This is a genomic window from Paraburkholderia sp. MM6662-R1, from assembly GCF_050436245.1.
GTDB lineage: Bacteria > Pseudomonadota > Gammaproteobacteria > Burkholderiales > Burkholderiaceae > Paraburkholderia > Paraburkholderia tuberum.
This window is the reverse complement of the sequence record NZ_JBNDLV010000004.1, coordinates 817571-834003: the sequence shown is the minus strand read 5'-3', so window position 1 is coordinate 834003 and position 16433 is coordinate 817571. Positions and strand designations below refer to the sequence as shown.

The 16433-nt window shown below is 64.7% G+C and carries 14 protein-coding genes and 1 pseudogene; 13 read left to right on the top strand and 2 right to left on the bottom strand.

Annotation, left to right across the window (positions count from 1 at the left end):
* Window positions 1-51 precede the first annotated feature (51 nt).
* The 3 genes from OKW39_RS33675 to OKW39_RS33665 all read left to right on the top strand — a co-directional run bounded on the left by OKW39_RS33675 (window position 52) and on the right by OKW39_RS33665 (window position 3285).
* The gene (locus OKW39_RS33675; protein ID WP_018423692.1) at window positions 52-729 is read left to right on the top strand and encodes a response regulator; all 678 of its coding nucleotides are present in this window, start codon (window positions 52-54) and stop codon (window positions 727-729) included.
* 2 nt (window positions 730-731) lie between these two features.
* A complete protein-coding gene (locus OKW39_RS33670) occupies window positions 732-2117 on the top strand; it encodes a sensor histidine kinase (protein ID WP_429564603.1) in 1386 nt (461 codons plus the stop codon).
* 127 nt (window positions 2118-2244) lie between these two features.
* Window positions 2245-3285 (top strand): ABC transporter substrate-binding protein, encoded by a 1041-nt coding sequence (locus OKW39_RS33665; protein WP_090807499.1) that lies wholly within the window; start codon window positions 2245-2247, stop codon window positions 3283-3285.
* A gap of 153 nt (window positions 3286-3438) precedes the next feature.
* Here the strand turns inward: OKW39_RS33665 and OKW39_RS33660 are convergent, their stop codons facing one another.
* A complete protein-coding gene (locus OKW39_RS33660; protein ID WP_184024662.1) occupies window positions 3439-4278 on the bottom strand; it encodes a DNA-binding transcriptional regulator in 840 nt (279 codons plus the stop codon).
* Between the two features lie 220 nt (window positions 4279-4498).
* Here OKW39_RS33660 and OKW39_RS33655 point away from each other — a divergent pair, with 220 nt between their 5' ends.
* The 10 genes and pseudogenes from OKW39_RS33655 to OKW39_RS33610 all read left to right on the top strand — a co-directional run bounded on the left by OKW39_RS33655 (window position 4499) and on the right by OKW39_RS33610 (window position 15986).
* Entirely contained in the window at window positions 4499-6361 is a 1863-nt protein-coding gene (locus OKW39_RS33655) for a bifunctional 3-(3-hydroxy-phenyl)propionate/3-hydroxycinnamic acid hydroxylase (protein ID WP_429564602.1), read from the top strand.
* Between the two features lies 1 nt (window position 6362).
* A complete protein-coding gene (locus OKW39_RS33650; RefSeq protein WP_429564601.1) occupies window positions 6363-7313 on the top strand; it encodes a 3-carboxyethylcatechol 2,3-dioxygenase in 951 nt (316 codons plus the stop codon).
* Window positions 7314-7331: 18 nt separating this feature from the next.
* Window positions 7332-8141 carry a 2-keto-4-pentenoate hydratase gene (locus OKW39_RS33645; protein ID WP_429564600.1) on the top strand — a complete coding sequence of 270 codons (810 nt, stop codon included), beginning with the start codon at window positions 7332-7334 and terminating at the stop codon, window positions 8139-8141.
* Window positions 8142-8176: 35 nt separating this feature from the next.
* On the top strand, window positions 8177-9127 hold the full coding sequence (locus OKW39_RS33640; RefSeq protein WP_429564599.1) for an acetaldehyde dehydrogenase (acetylating): 951 nt from the start codon (window positions 8177-8179) through the stop codon (window positions 9125-9127).
* Window positions 9128-9140: 13 nt separating this feature from the next.
* A complete protein-coding gene (dmpG, locus tag OKW39_RS33635; RefSeq protein WP_187610570.1) occupies window positions 9141-10172 on the top strand; it encodes a 4-hydroxy-2-oxovalerate aldolase in 1032 nt (343 codons plus the stop codon).
* A 101-nt stretch (window positions 10173-10273) separates the two neighbouring features.
* Window positions 10274-11537, top strand: a pseudogene (mhpT, locus tag OKW39_RS33630) (3-(3-hydroxy-phenyl)propionate transporter MhpT).
* 81 nt (window positions 11538-11618) lie between these two features.
* Window positions 11619-12503, top strand: a complete 885-nt coding sequence (locus OKW39_RS33625; protein WP_429564598.1) for an alpha/beta fold hydrolase — start codon at window positions 11619-11621, stop codon at window positions 12501-12503.
* 191 nt (window positions 12504-12694) lie between these two features.
* Window positions 12695-12946: an AbrB/MazE/SpoVT family DNA-binding domain-containing protein gene (locus tag OKW39_RS33620; RefSeq protein ID WP_090807497.1), complete on the top strand. Its 252-nt coding sequence runs from the start codon at window positions 12695-12697 to the stop codon at window positions 12944-12946.
* Window positions 12940-13290: a type II toxin-antitoxin system ChpB family toxin gene (locus tag OKW39_RS33615; RefSeq protein WP_429564597.1), complete on the top strand. Its 351-nt coding sequence runs from the start codon at window positions 12940-12942 to the stop codon at window positions 13288-13290. Before OKW39_RS33620 ends, OKW39_RS33615 begins: the two co-directional genes overlap by 7 nt.
* A gap of 467 nt (window positions 13291-13757) precedes the next feature.
* On the top strand, window positions 13758-15986 hold the full coding sequence (locus OKW39_RS33610) for an NADP-dependent isocitrate dehydrogenase (RefSeq protein WP_429564596.1): 2229 nt from the start codon (window positions 13758-13760) through the stop codon (window positions 15984-15986).
* Between the two features lie 188 nt (window positions 15987-16174).
* On the opposite strand, the gene OKW39_RS33605 is transcribed toward OKW39_RS33610, so the two are convergent.
* Entirely contained in the window at window positions 16175-16402 is a 228-nt protein-coding gene (locus OKW39_RS33605; protein ID WP_090807491.1) for a hypothetical protein, read from the bottom strand.
* Window positions 16403-16433: the final 31 nt, after the last annotated feature.

Below are 16433 nucleotides of genomic sequence, written 5' to 3'. Positions count from 1 at the left end.
GCCCCCTTGTATTAAGGCACAATCGACGACCTGACTTTTGCCGTTGCCGCCATGAAGCTGCTGCTGATCGAAGACAACCCCACGCTTGCGCATTGGCTCGCGAAGATGCTGGAGCAGGAGGCCTTCGCGCTCGACGCCGTGCAGGACGGCGATGAAGCCGACCGCCTGCTGCGCACCAATCACTACGACGTGATCCTGCTCGACCTGAACCTGCCGAAGCTGTCGGGCAAGAACGTGCTGCGCCGGCTGCGTCAGCGTGGCGACGCGACGCCGGTGCTGATCCTCACCGCGAGCGGCTCGATCGACGAGAAGGTGGAGCTGCTCGGCGCCGGCGCCGACGACTATCTGGTGAAGCCGTTCGAAGTGCGCGAGCTGATCGCGCGCATCAAGGTGGCGATTCGGCGGCAGTCGCCGTCGAAAGCGGGCGAGGTGGTGTGCGGCGATCTGTCGTTCGACATCGACACGCGCCAGTTCACGCTGAAGGGCGCGCCGCTGAACGTGACGCCGCGCGAGCGCTCGGTGCTCGAAGCGCTGATCCTGCGCCTCGGCAAGACAGTGACGAAGCCGGCGCTCGTCGATGCGATCTTCACGCTCGCCGACGAGCCGAGCGAGGATGCGGTCGAGATCTACATTTCGCGTCTGCGCAAGAAGCTCGATGGCAGCTCGGCCGCGATCGTCACGCTGCGCGGGCTCGGCTATCTGCTGCGCAAGCGGGAAGACGACCAGTAACGATGGCCAATAGCCTACGCATACGCCTGCTGTGGTGGCTGCTCGTCCCGCTCGCGCTTTATGTGTTCGTGACCGGCAAGACCGAGTACGACAACGCGCGGCACACCGCGAATCTGGTGCAGGACAATCAGCTGGTCGCGTCGGCGCGGATGATCGCGGGCGAGGTCGAATGGAGCGACGGCTTTCTGCGTGTCGATGTGCCGCCCGCCGCGCTCGAGATCTTCGCATCGCCGTATCGCGACCAGGTGTTCTATAGCGTGCGTGTCGACGAGGGGCGGCTGCTCGCGGGTACGCCTGATTTCCCGCCGCGTCCGCTGCGGGCGCCCGACGTGCCGGATTCGTACTACACGCAGTTGCACGGCCAGCAGGTGCGCGCTGTCGACATCGTGCGGCTCATGTACGACAACGGCGCGACGCGTCCCGTGCGTGTGACGGTCGGCAAAACCGTGCGCTCGCGCGATGCGATGACGCAACAGCTGTGGCGGCCGCAACTCGTGCGCCAGTTCGAAATGATCGCGCTGGCGGTGGCGCTCGTTTGCATCGGGCTCACGTTCGAGTTGCGGCCGTTGATGAAGGTGAAAGACGAGGTGGCCGACCGCGATCCGATGCAGCTCGAACCGATTCGCGTCGAGCGTCTGCATACGGAACTGCGGCCCATCGTCGATGCGATCAATCAGTGCATCGCGCGGCTCGGCGTGCAGGTGGCGGCGCAGCGGCGCTTTATCGCCGACGCCGCGCATCAGTTGCGCACGCCGCTCACGCTGCTCGGCACGCAACTGCAATTCGCGCGGCAGCAGGAAGGCCTCAATCCCGCGCTCGACGAAGCGCTTGCCGCGATGCATCGCAGCAACCGGTCGATGGTCGGGCTCACCAACAAGCTGCTTTTGCTCGCGCAGGCCGAGGCCGCCGACAACTCGCAGCTCGCCATGGAACGCGTCGATCTGGTGCCGCTCGCGATGGAGGTCGTCGAAGATCTCGGCCTGCTCGCGCAGGCACGTGAAATCGATCTGGGCGCGGAATTGCACGGCGCGGCGCCGGTGCTCGGACATCTCGGCTTGTTGCAGGCACTGATCGCGAATCTCGCCGAGAACGCGATTCGCTATACGGGCAGCGGTGGTCACGTGACGGTCGCCGTGAACGCTGATACCGCGGCCAATGCGGTGACGGTCAGCGTGACCGACAACGGCCCCGGCATTCCGGCCGAATCGCGCAGCCGCGTGTTCGAGCCGTTCTTTCGTGCGTCGACGGATACCGAGGGCACGGGCCTCGGTCTTGCGATCGTGCGCGAAATCGCGGACGCCCATCACGGCGAGATCACGCTGAAGGCGGGCGAGGGCGGCAAGGGTGTGCATATCGCCGTGACGTTTCCGCGCGCAGCGCCGAAGTGATCGGGATAAACCCGAGGTTTGCGCAACATGCACAGCCGGGAAAAGCATCGGGAAGGGTTCGCACCTTCAAAATCACGGGCAGGCGACCCGCGCGGCGCCCAGACGCAAGATAACGGAGACAGCCCCCATGAAGCTTTCCTTGACGCGTTTCTCGCGCGCGGCCTATGCCGCCGTCGCGGCGTCGCTCGCGCTGTGCGCGCTCGCGAGACTCGCGACGTCTGCGCAAGCCGCCGCGCCGGAGAAACTCGCCATCATGGTGGGCGGTACCAACAAGCTCATCTATCTGCCGGCGCGTCTTGCCGAACAGCTCGGCTATTTCAAGGCCGAAGGGCTCGACGTCGAACTGCTGTCGCAGCCGACTGGAATAGACGGCGAAAACGAAATGCTCGCGGGCGCGGTGCAGGGCGTGGTCGGCTTCTACGATCACACGATCGATCTGCAGACACGCGGCAAGGAAGTGAAGACGATCGTCGTGTTCAGCCAGGTGCCCGGCGAAGTGCAACTGGTCGCGGCGAAATCGGCCGATTCGATCCGGAGCATGGCCGACGTGCGCGGTAAAACGCTCGGCGTGACGGGGCTCGGCTCCTCGACGAGTTTTCTCACGCAGTACCTCGCACAGCGCGCGGGCGTGCGGTCCACGCAATACACGCTGCTGCCGGTCGGCGCGGACAGCAGTTTCATCGCGGCGATGCGGCAAGGACGCATTCACGCGGGTATGACGACCGAGCCGACCGTTACTCAACTATTGAAAGCGGGCGACGCCAAAGTACTCGTCGACATGCGCAATGTCGATGGCACGCGCGCCGCGCTCGGCGGCATGTATCCCGCGTCGAGCCTCTACGTGCAAAGCACGTGGCTCGACGCGCATGCCGACGAAGCCGCGAAACTCGCGCGCGCATTCGTCAAGACGCTGCGCTATATGCACACCCACAGCGCGGAACAAATCGCCGCGCAGATGCCAAAAGAAGACATCGGCAACGACAGGGCGCTGTATATCAGCGCATTGCAGGCCTCGCTGCCGATGTACACCGTCGACGGCAAGATGCCAGCCGACGGTCCGCAGACGGTGCTGAAGGTACTGTCGAGCTTCAATCCGGCGGTGAAGGGGCGGCATATCGATCTGTCGCGCACGTTTACCGATCAGTTCGTCGATGACGTGAAGCCTTGAAAGCGGGCTGACTGCGTGGGTCGCTTCTAGCACAAGAGGAAGCTTCACAATGATTGCGTCGTCGCGACGACGTTTGGCGCGAAGAACCAGTTGCAATTGACGACGAGTATTCGCACGCGATTCTGAGTTGCGGGACGGCTTGCGAATGCCACCTCACGACTTCCGCTCGCGTCCCGCACGCGTCTTGCCCGCTCCGCTCCTCGCGCGGGTCTGCGCCGCGAGTTCCTCGACCATCTCCCGCGCGGCCGTCTGCAACTCGGGCACATAGCGCCGCTTCGCTTCCGCGAGCGACACCGCGCGCGACAGAAACACTACGTTCAAGCTCGCGAGCACGCGTTCCTCGAACACGATCGCGACGGCGACCGCGCCGATCTTCCCCTGATCCGCCCAGTCGCCGTGATTCGAGCCGAACCCATCCGCGCGCACGCGTCGCACGAGACTGCGAATCAACGCGTCGTTCGACGCGAGCGCCTTTTGCTCCTCGCCGCCCGCGCCCGCGCGCAGCAGATCGAGAATGTCCTCGCGCTCCTCGTCGGGGCACATCGCGAAGTACGCGCGACCCGCCGCGGTCAGCAGGATCGGCAAACGGCGGCCGACCATCGCGCGATGAAACGATAGCGGACTGAAGCGGTGCGTGGTCTCGCGGACGATCATCGCGTCGCCGTCGGGCGTGGTCAGATCGGACGGCCACGCGACGCGTTGCAGCAGACGCCCCATCACCGGCGGCGCGATCGTCGCGATGCGTTCGTCGTCGGTGAAGCCTTCGCTCAGCGCGCGCACCTTCAGCGTGAGCCGGAAGCTGTCGTCCGACGCGCTGCGCCGCACGAAGCCTTCCTCCATCAACGTTTCGAGCAGCCGCCGCGCGGTGGTGCGATGCAGGCCGGTCAGCTCGCTGATCTGCTGGCTCGTCGCGCGGCCGCTGTCCATCGAGTTGAGCGCCTGCAGCACCTGCAAGCCGCGCGACAGACCTCGCACGTTCGTGTATTTGGTCACTTGAAACCTCAATCAAATCAACTATGTGCATTCTATGCACAATTTCCAGATTTTGTTGAGCGGGCAGGTGGCCGGTCCTAGACTGCCAACAAATCAACGATTTCATGGAGACGCAAGCTGTTGTCCGCAGGCGATTTTTCGCCATGGCGACAGCCGGTTCCCGCCGCCGCGCTCCGTGAATATCTCGACCCGGTCACTCTGGTCGACATACGGAGACAACATGCCCCAACCGCTCGACCCGGTGGCCGCGCAAGGCCACAGTGAACCCGTCACCACCGACGTCGCGATCGTCGGCGCCGGCCCCGTCGGTTTGATGATCGCCAACTATCTCGGCCTGCAGGGCGTGCGCGTCGTGCTGATCGAAAAGCTCGACGGGATCATCGACTATCCGCGCGCAATCGGCCTCGATGACGAAGCGCTGCGCGTGTTTCAGTCCGTCGGCCTTGCCGATGCATTGCTGCCGCACACGACCCCCGATCACTGGATGCGCTTCGTCACGAGCAACGGTCACTGCTTCGCATCGATCGAGCCGCGCACCGACGAATTCGGCTGGTCGCGCCGCAACGCGTTCATTCAGCCGCTGGCCGATCGCGTGTTGTACGACGGCTTGCAACGCTTCCCGCATGTCGAGGTGCTGTTCGGCCACACGGTCGACTCGTTCACGCAGGACGGCAGCGGCGTCACGATCGAAGCGGAACATGAGCAGAGCGGCCGCCGCACGATCCGCGCGTCGTACATGGTCGGTGCGGACGGCGGCAACAGCTTCGTGCGCCGCACCCTCGACGTGCCGTTCGAGGGCCGCACGAAACCGAATCAGTGGATCGTCGTCGACGTGCGCAACGACCCGATCGGCTCGCCGCACGTGTACATGCATTGCGATCCGCGGCGCCCGTATGTGTCGGCCGCGCTGCCGCACGGGATTCGCCGCTTCGAATTCATGGTGATGCCCGGCGAGACCGAGGTAGAGCTGTCGAAGCCGGAGAACATGGCCGCGCTGATCCGCAAGGTCGTCGCCGAGCCGGAGAAGGTCGACTACATCCGCAAGCGCGTCTATACGCACAACGCGCGCCTCGCGAGCAGCTTCCGCGTGAAGCGCGTGCTGCTCGCCGGCGACGCCGCGCACATCATGCCGGTGTGGCAGGGCCAGGGCTACAACAGCGGTATTCGCGACGCGAGCAACCTCGGCTGGAAACTCGCGATGGTGGTCAAGGGCGTCGCCGGCGATGCGCTGCTCGATAGCTACACCGCCGAGCGCCGTTCGCATGCGCGCTCGATGATCCACCTCTCCGAGGTCGCGGGCGACATCTTCGCGCCGACGAGCCGCTTCGGCATCAAGTTTCGCGACGCCTTCGTGCGTACGTTCAACTGGTTCCCGGCGGTCAAGCGCTACTTCGTCGAAATGCGTTTCAAGCCGATGCCACGCTATGAAAGCGGCGTCGTATTGCTGGCGCGCACGCCGCGCAAGCATGGCTGGCTCGCGCGCGTGCTCGAACGCTCGGGGCATTCGGCGCCGGGCCGCCTGCTCGGTCTGATGAGCGAGAAGCGCGAGTCGCGGCTCGGCCGTCTGGTGTATGGACGCGACCCGCATTGTCATTCGCCGGTCGGCCGCATGTTCATTCAACCGCGCGTGCGCACTGAGAGCGGCGAGGTCATGCGACTCGACGATGTGCTCGGCAACCGCTTCGCGATCGTCGGCTGGGGCGCGGAACCGACCTTCGGTTTGTCGGAGCAGGCGCGTGCGATCTGGCAGCGGCTCGGCGGCTGCTTCGTGGTCGCGAAGCCGGATACGCAGCTGTCTTTCCATGACGACGTGCCAGAAGACGTCATCGCGATCGGCGATGTGAACACGCGGCTGAAGGACTGGTTCACGCGAGTGCCGGAATCGGTCGTGCTGTTGCGTCCCGATCGTTTCGTCGCGGGCATGGGCTCGCCGCAGCAGGTGTCGCAACTCGTCGTCGAACTCGCGCGGCAGCTGCATCTCGACCTGGCGGGGCGGGCCGACGTGGCCGGTTTTGGCAACGAAGCAGCGTTTGCGCCCGATGCCGTCGCCACTTTCGCCACCGCAGCAACCGCCGGAGCCTGATATGCCGATGCTGCTCGAATGCCTTTCGCACACGCCGTTGCACGGCTATTACGATCCCGCGCCCGAAGTCGTCGCGGAAGTCGAGCGCGTGCATGCGGCAGCGCGTGCGCGCGTCGTCGAGTTCGATCCCGAACTGGTCGTCGTGTTCGCGCCCGATCATTACAACGGTTTCTTCTATGACGTGATGCCGCCGTTTTGCATCGGCGCATCGGCGAGCGCGATCGGCGACTTCAAGAGCCTCGCCGGTCCGCTGGAGGTGCCCGCCGATACCGCGCTCGACCTTGCCGAAGCGGTGCTCGCGAGCGACGTCGACGTCGCCGTCTCGTACCGCATGCAGGTCGATCACGGCTGCGCGCAAGCGCTGGAGATTCTGACGGGCGGCCTCGATCGATATCCGGTCGTGCCGGTATTCATCAATTCGGTGGCCGCGCCGATGGCTTCATGCCGCCGCGCGCGTCTGCTCGGCGATGCGTTGGGTCGAGCACTCGCACGCTCGAAGCAACGTGTGCTCGTGATCGGCTCGGGCGGCATCTCGCACGAGCCGCCGGTGCCGGAACTCGCGGGCGCGAGCGAGGAAGTCGCCGAGCGTCTGATCGCGGGCCGCAATCCGTCGGCCGAATCGCGTGCGGCGCGTGAGGCGCGCACGATCGCGGCGGCGCGTGCGTTCGCCGCGGGCGACAGCCGTCTGCATCCGCTCAATCCGGAATGGGATCGCGCGTTCCTGAAGCTGCTCGAAGACGGCGAACTCACCGCGCTCGACGGTCTGACCAACCACGCGATCACGCGCGAGGCCGGCAAGTCCGCGCACGAAATCCGCACGTGGATCGCCGCGTTCGGCGCACTGAACGCGAGCGGCCCGTATCGCGCGTCGCTCGATTACTACCGTCCGATCCCCGAATGGATCGCGGGCTTTGGCGCGATGCACGCGCGACCCGTGACGGCCCACGTCTAACCGAATCAGGAACCCGCTATGACCACTCAAAGCAATATAGACGCGCTCGCCCTGCGCCTGCGCGAATCGGAACGTACGCGCGCGACCATCGCGCCGTTGCGCGACGACCCGCGTTTCGTCGAACTGTCGAACCCGGCCGACGCCGAGGAGCTCGCGTACGCGGTGCAGCAGGCCAACGTGGCCGCGCGCATCGCGGCGGGCGAGCGCGTCGTCGGACGCAAGATCGGACTTACGTCGCCGGCGGTGCAGCGTCAACTCGGTGTCGACCAGCCTGACTTCGGCGCGCTGTTCGCATCGATGGCGTATGGCGACGGCCAGCCGATTCCGCTGGACGAGCTGATCCAGCCGAAGGTCGAAGCGGAGATCGCGCTCGTGCTCGAACACGATCTGCTGCACGAGCGCCACACGTACGCCGATCTGATGTGCGCAACCGCGTATGCGATCGCGGCGATCGAAGTGGTGGACAGCCGCATCGAAGGCTGGAACATCCGTTTCGTCGATACCGTCGCGGACAACGCGTCGAGCGCGCGCTTCGTGCTCGGCAGCCGCCCGGTCCTGCTGCGCAATATCGATCTCGCGGCCTGCGCGATGACGCTATCGAAGGATGCGGAAGTCCTGTCGCGCGGCAATGGCGCCGCGTGTCTCGGCAATCCGCTGAATGCCGCCGCTTGGCTCGCGGATCGCATGGTCCGGCTCGGCACGCCGCTGCGTGCCGGCGACGTGCTGATGACGGGTGCTTTGGGCCCGATGGTCGCCGTCAAGGAGCCGGGCACCTACTGCGCGCAGATCGAAGGTCTCGGCAACGTCCGCGCGACTTTTTCCGCATAAAGCATGCACGCGCAAGCACACGATTGGGAACCCATATGGCAAGCGAAAAACTGAAGGCCGCGATCGTCGGCTCCGGCAACATCGGCACCGATCTGATGATCAAGATCCTGCGTCACGGCAAGCATCTCGAAGTCGCGGCGATGGTCGGCATCGATCCGAACTCCGACGGCCTCGCGCGCGCCGCGCGGCTTGGCGTCGCGACCACGCATGATGGTGTCGAAGGTCTGACTCGTCTACCCGTGTTCAACGACATCGACTTCGTGTTCGACGCGACCTCGGCCGGCGCACACGTCAAGAACGATGCGCTGTTGCGAAAGCTGAAGCCTTCGATTCGCGTGATCGATCTGACGCCGGCGGCGATCGGCCCGTACTGCGTGCCGGTGGTGAATCTCGACACGCATCTCGACGCGCCGAACGTGAACATGGTCACGTGCGGCGGACAGGCGACCATTCCGATGGTCGCGGCCGTGTCGCGCGTCGCGAAGGTGCATTACGCGGAGATCGTCGCGTCGATCAGCAGCAAGTCAGCGGGCCCAGGCACGCGCGCGAACATCGATGAATTCACCGAGACCACGTCGAAGGCGATCGAAGTGGTCGGCGGCGCCGCGAAGGGCAAGGCGATCATCGTACTCAACCCGGCCGAGCCGCCGGTGATGATGCGCGACACGGTCTATACGCTGTCAGAGCTGACCGACCTCGATAAGGTCGAGCAGTCGATCGAGCAGATGGCCGCCGCGGTGCAGGCGTACGTGCCGGGCTATCGCCTGAAGCAGAAGGTGCAGTTCGACGAAATCAGCGCGAGCGCGCCGCTGAACATTCCGGGCCTCGGCAAGTTCAGCGGTCTGAAGACCTCGATCTTCATCGAGGTGGAAGGCGCCGCGCACTATCTGCCCGCCTACGCGGGCAATCTCGACATCATGACTTCGGCCGCGCTCGCGACCGCGGAGCGCATGGCGCAGGCGCTCGTGCAGGCATCAGAGGCTTAAGGAGACTTCCCGCATGGACAAGAAACTGTATATCTCCGACGTGACGCTGCGCGACGGCAGCCACGCCATTCGTCACCAGTACTCGATCCAGAACGTGCAGGACATCGCACGCGCATTGGACCGCGCAAAGGTGGACAGCATCGAAGTTGCCCACGGCGATGGCCTGCAGGGTTCGAGCTTCAACTACGGCTTCGGCGCGCACAGCGACCTCGAATGGATCGAAGCGGTGGCTGACGTGGTCGAGCACGCTCAGATCGCGACCCTGCTGCTGCCTGGCATCGGCACGATCCACGATCTGAAGGCCGCATACAACGCGGGCGCTCGCGTGGTGCGCGTCGCCACGCATTGCACGGAAGCGGACATCTCGAAGCAACACATCGAATACGCGCGCGAACTCGGCATGGACACTGTCGGCTTCCTGATGATGAGCCACATGACCACGCCGGAGAACCTCGCCATCGAAGCGAAGAAGATGGAGAGCTACGGCGCGACCTGCATCTATGTGGTCGACTCGGGCGGCGCGCTGACGATGAACGACGTGCGCGACCGCTTCCGCGCGGTGAAGGCGGTGCTGAAACCCGAAACGCAGACGGGCATGCACGCGCACCACAACCTGTCGCTGGGCGTGGCCAACTCGATGGTCGCGGTCGAAGAGGGCTGCGACCGTATCGATGCATCGCTCGCGGGCATGGGCGCCGGCGCGGGCAACGCGCCGCTCGAAGTGTTCATCGCGGCGGCCGAGCGCATGGGCTGGAATCACGGCACCGACCTCTACACGCTGATGGACGCCGCCGACGACATTGTGCGTCCGCTGCAGGACCGGCCGGTGCGCGTCGATCGCGAAACGCTCGCGCTCGGCTATGCGGGGGTGTATTCGAGCTTCCTGCGCCACTCGGAAGTGGCCGCGAAGAAATACGGCCTGAAGACCGTGGACATTCTCGTCGAGCTGGGCAAACGCCGCATGGTGGGCGGCCAGGAAGACATGATCGTCGACGTCGCACTGGATCTGAAGCGCGCGCACGCAACCGACGCAGTGGCTTCATGACCCGGACGCTGCGCGACGGCGCCGCATGCCGCGCGCGCAGCGTTCATTTCATCCAGCAAGGTCGCCGCAAGAGCGACGCTGACTCAACATTGGAGACTTTTATGCGGCAGTCAACGCAAGCAACGCAAACAACACAGTCGACGAAACCTCTTGCCGGCGGCGCGCTGACGATCGGGCTCTGCCTGATCGTCGCGCTGCTCGAAGGCGTGGACCTGCAATCGACCGGCCTCGCGGCACCGCGCATGGCGCGCGAATTTCATCTCGCGGTCGCGCAGATGGGCTGGGCGTTCAGCATCGGCGCGTTCGGGCTGCTGCCAGGAGCCGCGATCGGCGGACGTCTCGCCGACCGGCTCGGGCGCAAGCGCGTGCTGATGTGGTCGGTCGCGCTATTTCGGCATCTTCTCGCTCGCGACCGCGCAGGTGTGGGACCTGAACAGCCTGCTCGCCGCGCGCTTTCTGACCGGCCTCGGTCTTGGCGCAGCGATGCCGAATCTGATCGCGCTGTGCTCGGAAGCGGCGCCGCCCCATCAGCGCAACACCGCGGTCGGCGCCATGTATTGCGGCATGCCGTTCGGCGCGGCGCTCGCGGCGGTGGTCGGCATCATCAGCCCGGGCGACGCGGGCTGGCGGCATATCTTCTACGTCGGCGGCTTCGGGCCGTTGCTGGTGCTGCCGCTGCTTGCGCTGTTCCTGCGCGAGTCGGCGCAGTTCGTCGCGGCGCGTGCAACCAAAGGCGCGCGACGCGATGCGTCGGCGAGCGTGACGCACGCGCTGTGGCAGGAAGGACGCGCGGGCACGACGATCGCGTTGTGGATCAGCTATCTCGGCACGCTGATCGTGCTGTATTTCCTGATCAACTGGCTGCCGTCGCTCGTCTTGACTCGCGGTCTGACGCGCGTCCAGTCCGGTGTCGTACAGATGATGTTCAACATCGGCGGCGGCATCGGCGCGATCGTGATCGCCGGCATGATGGACCGGATGGGCCGGCGCCGCACGGTCGCGGGCATGTATGTCGGCATCGTCGTTGCGCTCGGCGCGTTGCTGAGCGCGCATGGCGGCACGTCGATGGCGTGGGGCGGTCTGCTCGCGGGGCTGTTCCTGGTTGGCGGCCAGTCGGTGTTGTATGCGCTGGCGAGCAGCCTGTACCCGACCGAAGTGCGTGGCACCGGCGTCGGCGCGGCCGTGGCGGTGGGCCGTCTCGGCTCGATCCTCGGACCGTTGATCGCCGGGCAACTGCTCGCGATCGGTCAGGGTGCGAGCGTGCTGCTCGGCGCGAGCATTCCGCTGATCGCGGTCGCCGCGATTGGCGCGTGGCTCGTCGTGAATCGCTCGACACTTCGTTATACCCCGGTGGCCGCGCAATAGCTTTGCAGCCCGAAATACCGCGCGGGTCCGCCGTCAACGGCGACTCGCGGTCACTTGATCCGTGAAACAAAGGAATTCGACATGAGCAACACCGACACGCAAGCAGCGGCGATCACCGAGGAAGCGACCAGCCGATTCGTCCGCATCACCGAAGACGGCCGCGAGATGCAGCTTCACTACAACGACGTGGGGCAGGGTGAGAAAACGGTCGTGATGCTGCACGGCTCGGGACCGGGCGCGACCGGCTGGGCCAACTTCAATCGGAACGTCGAGCCGCTCGTCGCGGCGGGCTATCGCGTGATCCTGATGGACTGCCTCGGTTGGGGCAAGAGCGACCCGATCGTCTGCAAGGGCTCGCGCTCGGAACTGAACGCGCGCTGCCTGAAGGCGCTGCTCGATGCGCTCGATATCGAACGCGCGCATATCATCGGCAACTCGATGGGTGGGCATAGCGCGGTCGCGTTCGCGCTCGCCGAGCCGCAACGCGTCGGCAAGCTCGTGCTGATGGGCGGTGGCACCGGCGGCCCGAGCCAGTTCGTGCCGATGCCGACCGAAGGCATCAAGCTGCTGCAAGGGCTGTACCGCAACCCGAGCATCGAGAACCTGCAGCGCATGATGAGCGTCTTCGTGTTCGACACGAAGGCGTTGACCGAAGACCTGATGCAAGCGCGCCTCGCGAACATGCTGGCGCGCCGCGATCATCTCGAGAACTTCGTCGCGAGCCTCGCCGCGAATCCGAAGCAGTTCAACGACTACGGGCCGCGCCTTGGCGAAGTAACCGCGCCGACGCTCGTGATCTGGGGTCGCGACGATCGTTTCGTGCCGATGGACATCGGCCTGCGGCTCGTTGCCGGGATGCCGAACGCCGATCTGCATGTGTTCGGCCGCTGCGGGCATTGGGCGCAGTGGGAGCATGCGGACAAGTTCAACCGGATGGTGGGGGAGTTCCTGGGACGCGGGCAATAAGCAGGGTTGTCGTTGTGGGCGACTGGTGCGTCGTTGCGGCGGCGGGCTGCTTGCCTCGTTTAGGTTTGGGTTCCTTTCTTCGCCGACTAACAGGCGATTTCAAGATCAAAAATGTAGAGTCAATGTAGATACGGGCGACTTGCTGTTTTCGCCGTGAGTATCTACAATGGATATACATTTGGAGCTGGGATATGGAACTCAAGATTCAGAAGTGGGGCAACAGCGCTGCAGTACGGTTGCCTACCGTGTTGTTAGAGCAAATTCATGCGTCGGTGGGCAGCTCGCTGAAGGCGGACGTGCGCCCCGAGGGGGTGTTGCTTACGCCTGCGCGTCGCAAGTATTCACTGGATGAACTCGTCGCGCAGTGCGATCCGAAGGCGCCACCGCCAGCCGATCTCGACGTCTGGAGTGAAGTCAAGCCGGCGGGGCGCGAAGCATGGTAAGGCGCATCAAGTTCGAGCGCGGCGATATCGTGCGCGTGAGCCTGAATCCGACGCTTGGCAAGGAGCAGCAAGGCGATTTCCGTCCCGCGCTGGTTTTGTCGCCTGCCGCATTCAATGCTCTTGGGGTCGCGCTCGTTGCGCCGATCGCGCAGGGGGGGGAGTTCGCTCTATACGCTGGGTTCGCGGTACCGCTCTCGGGTTCGGGAACAGAGACTCAGGGGGTGGCTCTGGTGAATATGGTGCGCACTCTGGACCTCGAGGCCCGCGGCGCACGCAAAGTCGAGCGCGCTCCGGCCGAGGTAGTCGAGGACGCGCTCGCCCGACTTCAAACGATTCTGGAATGACGGGAAAGACGATACGAACTAAACCAGCCCCCGGCAAGCGACCCCATCACTCCGCCGCCGGCATCAGAGTCACACTCTTCGGCACCCGCCCATCACTACCCGCGGCGGCGTCCGCTGGAGGGCAGCAGTCACGGCTCGGTGGCGGCATTTGCGGCTCGTCAATGCGACCAATTCGCATTCATCCAAAAATAATATTCCTCAAGTCATCTATAAGATATCTGTCTTAAGACCGGGGTAATCGGCGGCAAACCCTTGCCAGTCCTGGATCGACCCGTTTGGGTAGGGTCTCGCGACCTGTTTGTCTAGTCACATTTAGTGGAAAACGCGCATATACTCTCGGTCGTATCGCAAAACGAAGGTCGCGGGGTTGCGTCGTGCCGAACTGACGCCGTCAGCCGTCGCGTCACGGTTTGCGCTGGCCTCGACTGCCAACGCTCTGTCTATCACTTCCTAGCAAAGCATTAATCATGTCCACACCGCCGAAGATCATCTACACCCTGACCGACGAAGCGCCCGCACTGGCGACGTACTCGCTGCTGCCGATCGTCAAGGCGTTCACGCGCTCGTCCGACGTGCTCGTCGAAACGCGCGACATCTCGCTCGCCGGCCGGATCATTGCCGCATTTCCGGACTACCTGAGCGCGGAGCAGAAGGCTTCCGACGATCTGGCGGAGCTCGGTAGACTCACCATGCGCCCGGAAGCGAACATCATCAAGCTGCCGAACATCAGCGCGTCGGTGCCGCAGTTGAAGGCCGCGATCGCCGAGCTGCGCGACCAGGGCTATAAGCTGCCGTCGTACCCGGACGTCGCGACGACCGACGCCGAGAAGGACGTCAAGGCCCGCTACGACAAGATCAAGGGCAGCGCGGTGAACCCGGTGCTGCGCGAAGGCAATTCGGACCGCCGCGCGCCGTTGTCGGTGAAGAACTACGCGCGCAAGCATCCGCACAAGATGGGCGCATGGAGCGCGGACTCGAAGTCGCACGTCTCGCACATGAGCGATGGCGATTTCTACGGCAGCGAGAAGTCGGCGCTGGTCGCCCAGGCCGGTAGCGTGAAGATCGAACTGGCCGCCGCCGACGGCACGATCACGATCCTGAAGGCGAAGACGCCGGTGCAGGCAGGCGAAATCATCGACGCGTCGGTGCTGAGCAAGAACGCGCTGCGCAGCTTCATCGAAGCGCAGATCGCCGAGGCGAAGGCGAACGGCGTGCTGTTCTCGGTGCACCTGAAGGCCACGATGATGAAGGTCTCGGACCCGATCATCTTCGGTCACGTGGTGTCGGTGTTCTACAAGGACGTGCTCGCGAAGCATGCGGAAGCACTGACCAAGGTCGGCTTCAACCCGAACAACGGTATCGGCGACCTGTACGCGCGTCTGAAGGATCTGCCGGCCGAAACGGCCGCGGCGATCGAAGCCGACATCGAGGCGCAGTACGAACAGCGTCCGCCGCTCGCGATGGTCAACTCGGACAAGGGCATCACGAGCCTGCACGTGCCGAGCGACGTGATCGTCGACGCATCGATGCCGGCGATGATCCGCGAGTCGGGCAAGATGTGGGGCGCCGATGGCGCGCTGCACGACGCGAAGGCGGTGATTCCGGACCGTTGCTACGCCGGTGTGTACCAGGCGGTGATCGAAGACTGCAAGAAGCACGGTGCGTTCGACCCGGTCACGATGGGCACGGTGCCGAACGTCGGGCTGATGGCCCAAGCCGCCGAAGAATACGGTTCACACGACAAGACGTTCCAGATCCCGGCGAACGGCGTGGTCCGCGTCACCGACGAAGCCGGCGCGGTGCTGCTCGAGCAGCCGGTGGAACAGGGCGACATCTTCCGTATGTGCCAGACCAAGGACGCGCCGGTCCGCGACTGGGTCAAACTCGCGGTGAACCGCGCCCGCGCCTCCAACGCGCCGGCCGTATTCTGGCTCGACGCGGCGCGCGCGCACGATGCGCAGATCATCAGGAAGGTCGAGCAGTACCTGAAGGATTACGACACGAACGGTCTCGACATCCGCGTGATGACGCCGGTCGAAGCGACGAAGTTCTCGGTCGAGCGCATCCGCGCCGGCAAGGACACGATCTCGGTCACCGGCAACGTGCTGCGCGACTACCTGACCGACCTGTTCCCGATCATGGAACTGGGCACCAGCGCGAAGATGCTGTCGATCGTTCCGCTGATGGCCGGTGGCGGCATGTTCGAAACCGGCGCGGGCGGTTCGGCACCGAAGCACGTGCAGCAGCTGGTCGAGGAAGGCTTCCTGCGCTGGGATTCGCTCGGTGAATTCCTCGCGCTGGCGGCATCGCTCGAGCATTTGGGCACCGCATATCACAACCCGAAGGCGCAGATTCTTGCGAAGACGCTCGATCAGGCGACTGGCAAGTTCCTCGACAACGACAAGTCGCCGGCGCGCAAGGTCGGCGGTATCGACAATCGCGGCAGCCACTTCTACCTCGCGATGTACTGGGCCGAAGCACTGGCCGCGCAAACCGACGATGCCGCGCTGCAGACGCAGTTCGCGGGCGTCGCGAAGGCGATGGCCGACAACGAGGCGAAGATCGTCGCGGAACTCGGCGCGGCGCAGGGCAAGCCGGTGGATATCGGCGGCTACTACCGTCCGAACGTCGAGCTGACTAGCAAGGCGATGCGCCCGAGCGCGACGCTGAACGCAATCGTCGATTCGGTGGTTTGAGCTCGCGCGGGCGACTGATGCGGTAAGCGCCGCGGCCGCACCTGCGCTGGCCCCGAAAGCCGCGCGGTAAGCACGCAGCACAACCGCGGACAAGGCCGCAAGCAGGACCGCAAATACGACAATGGCGCCTTCGGGCGCCATTGTCGTTTCTACTGTCACTGCTACGTCGCCGTCGGTCATGCCCGTCCTTATACGTGAACGATTTCCCATTCGGCGAGCTTCTCCGGAATCTCGAGCGTCGACGTGTCGAGCTCCGACAGATGCTCGCAGCTCAGACCGCGCGCGAGGTCGTCGGCGGCCTGTTGCGGGCTCGAGAATTCTCCGAGCGTTTCGTTGCCGTAGGTGGCTTCCCAGCCGTCCTGACCCGGCAGAATGTAGAACGCTCCCTGCGTCGAACCAAAGCGAAAGCCTTTCATTTTTAGTCTCCCAGTTGCCAATAAAAAAAGC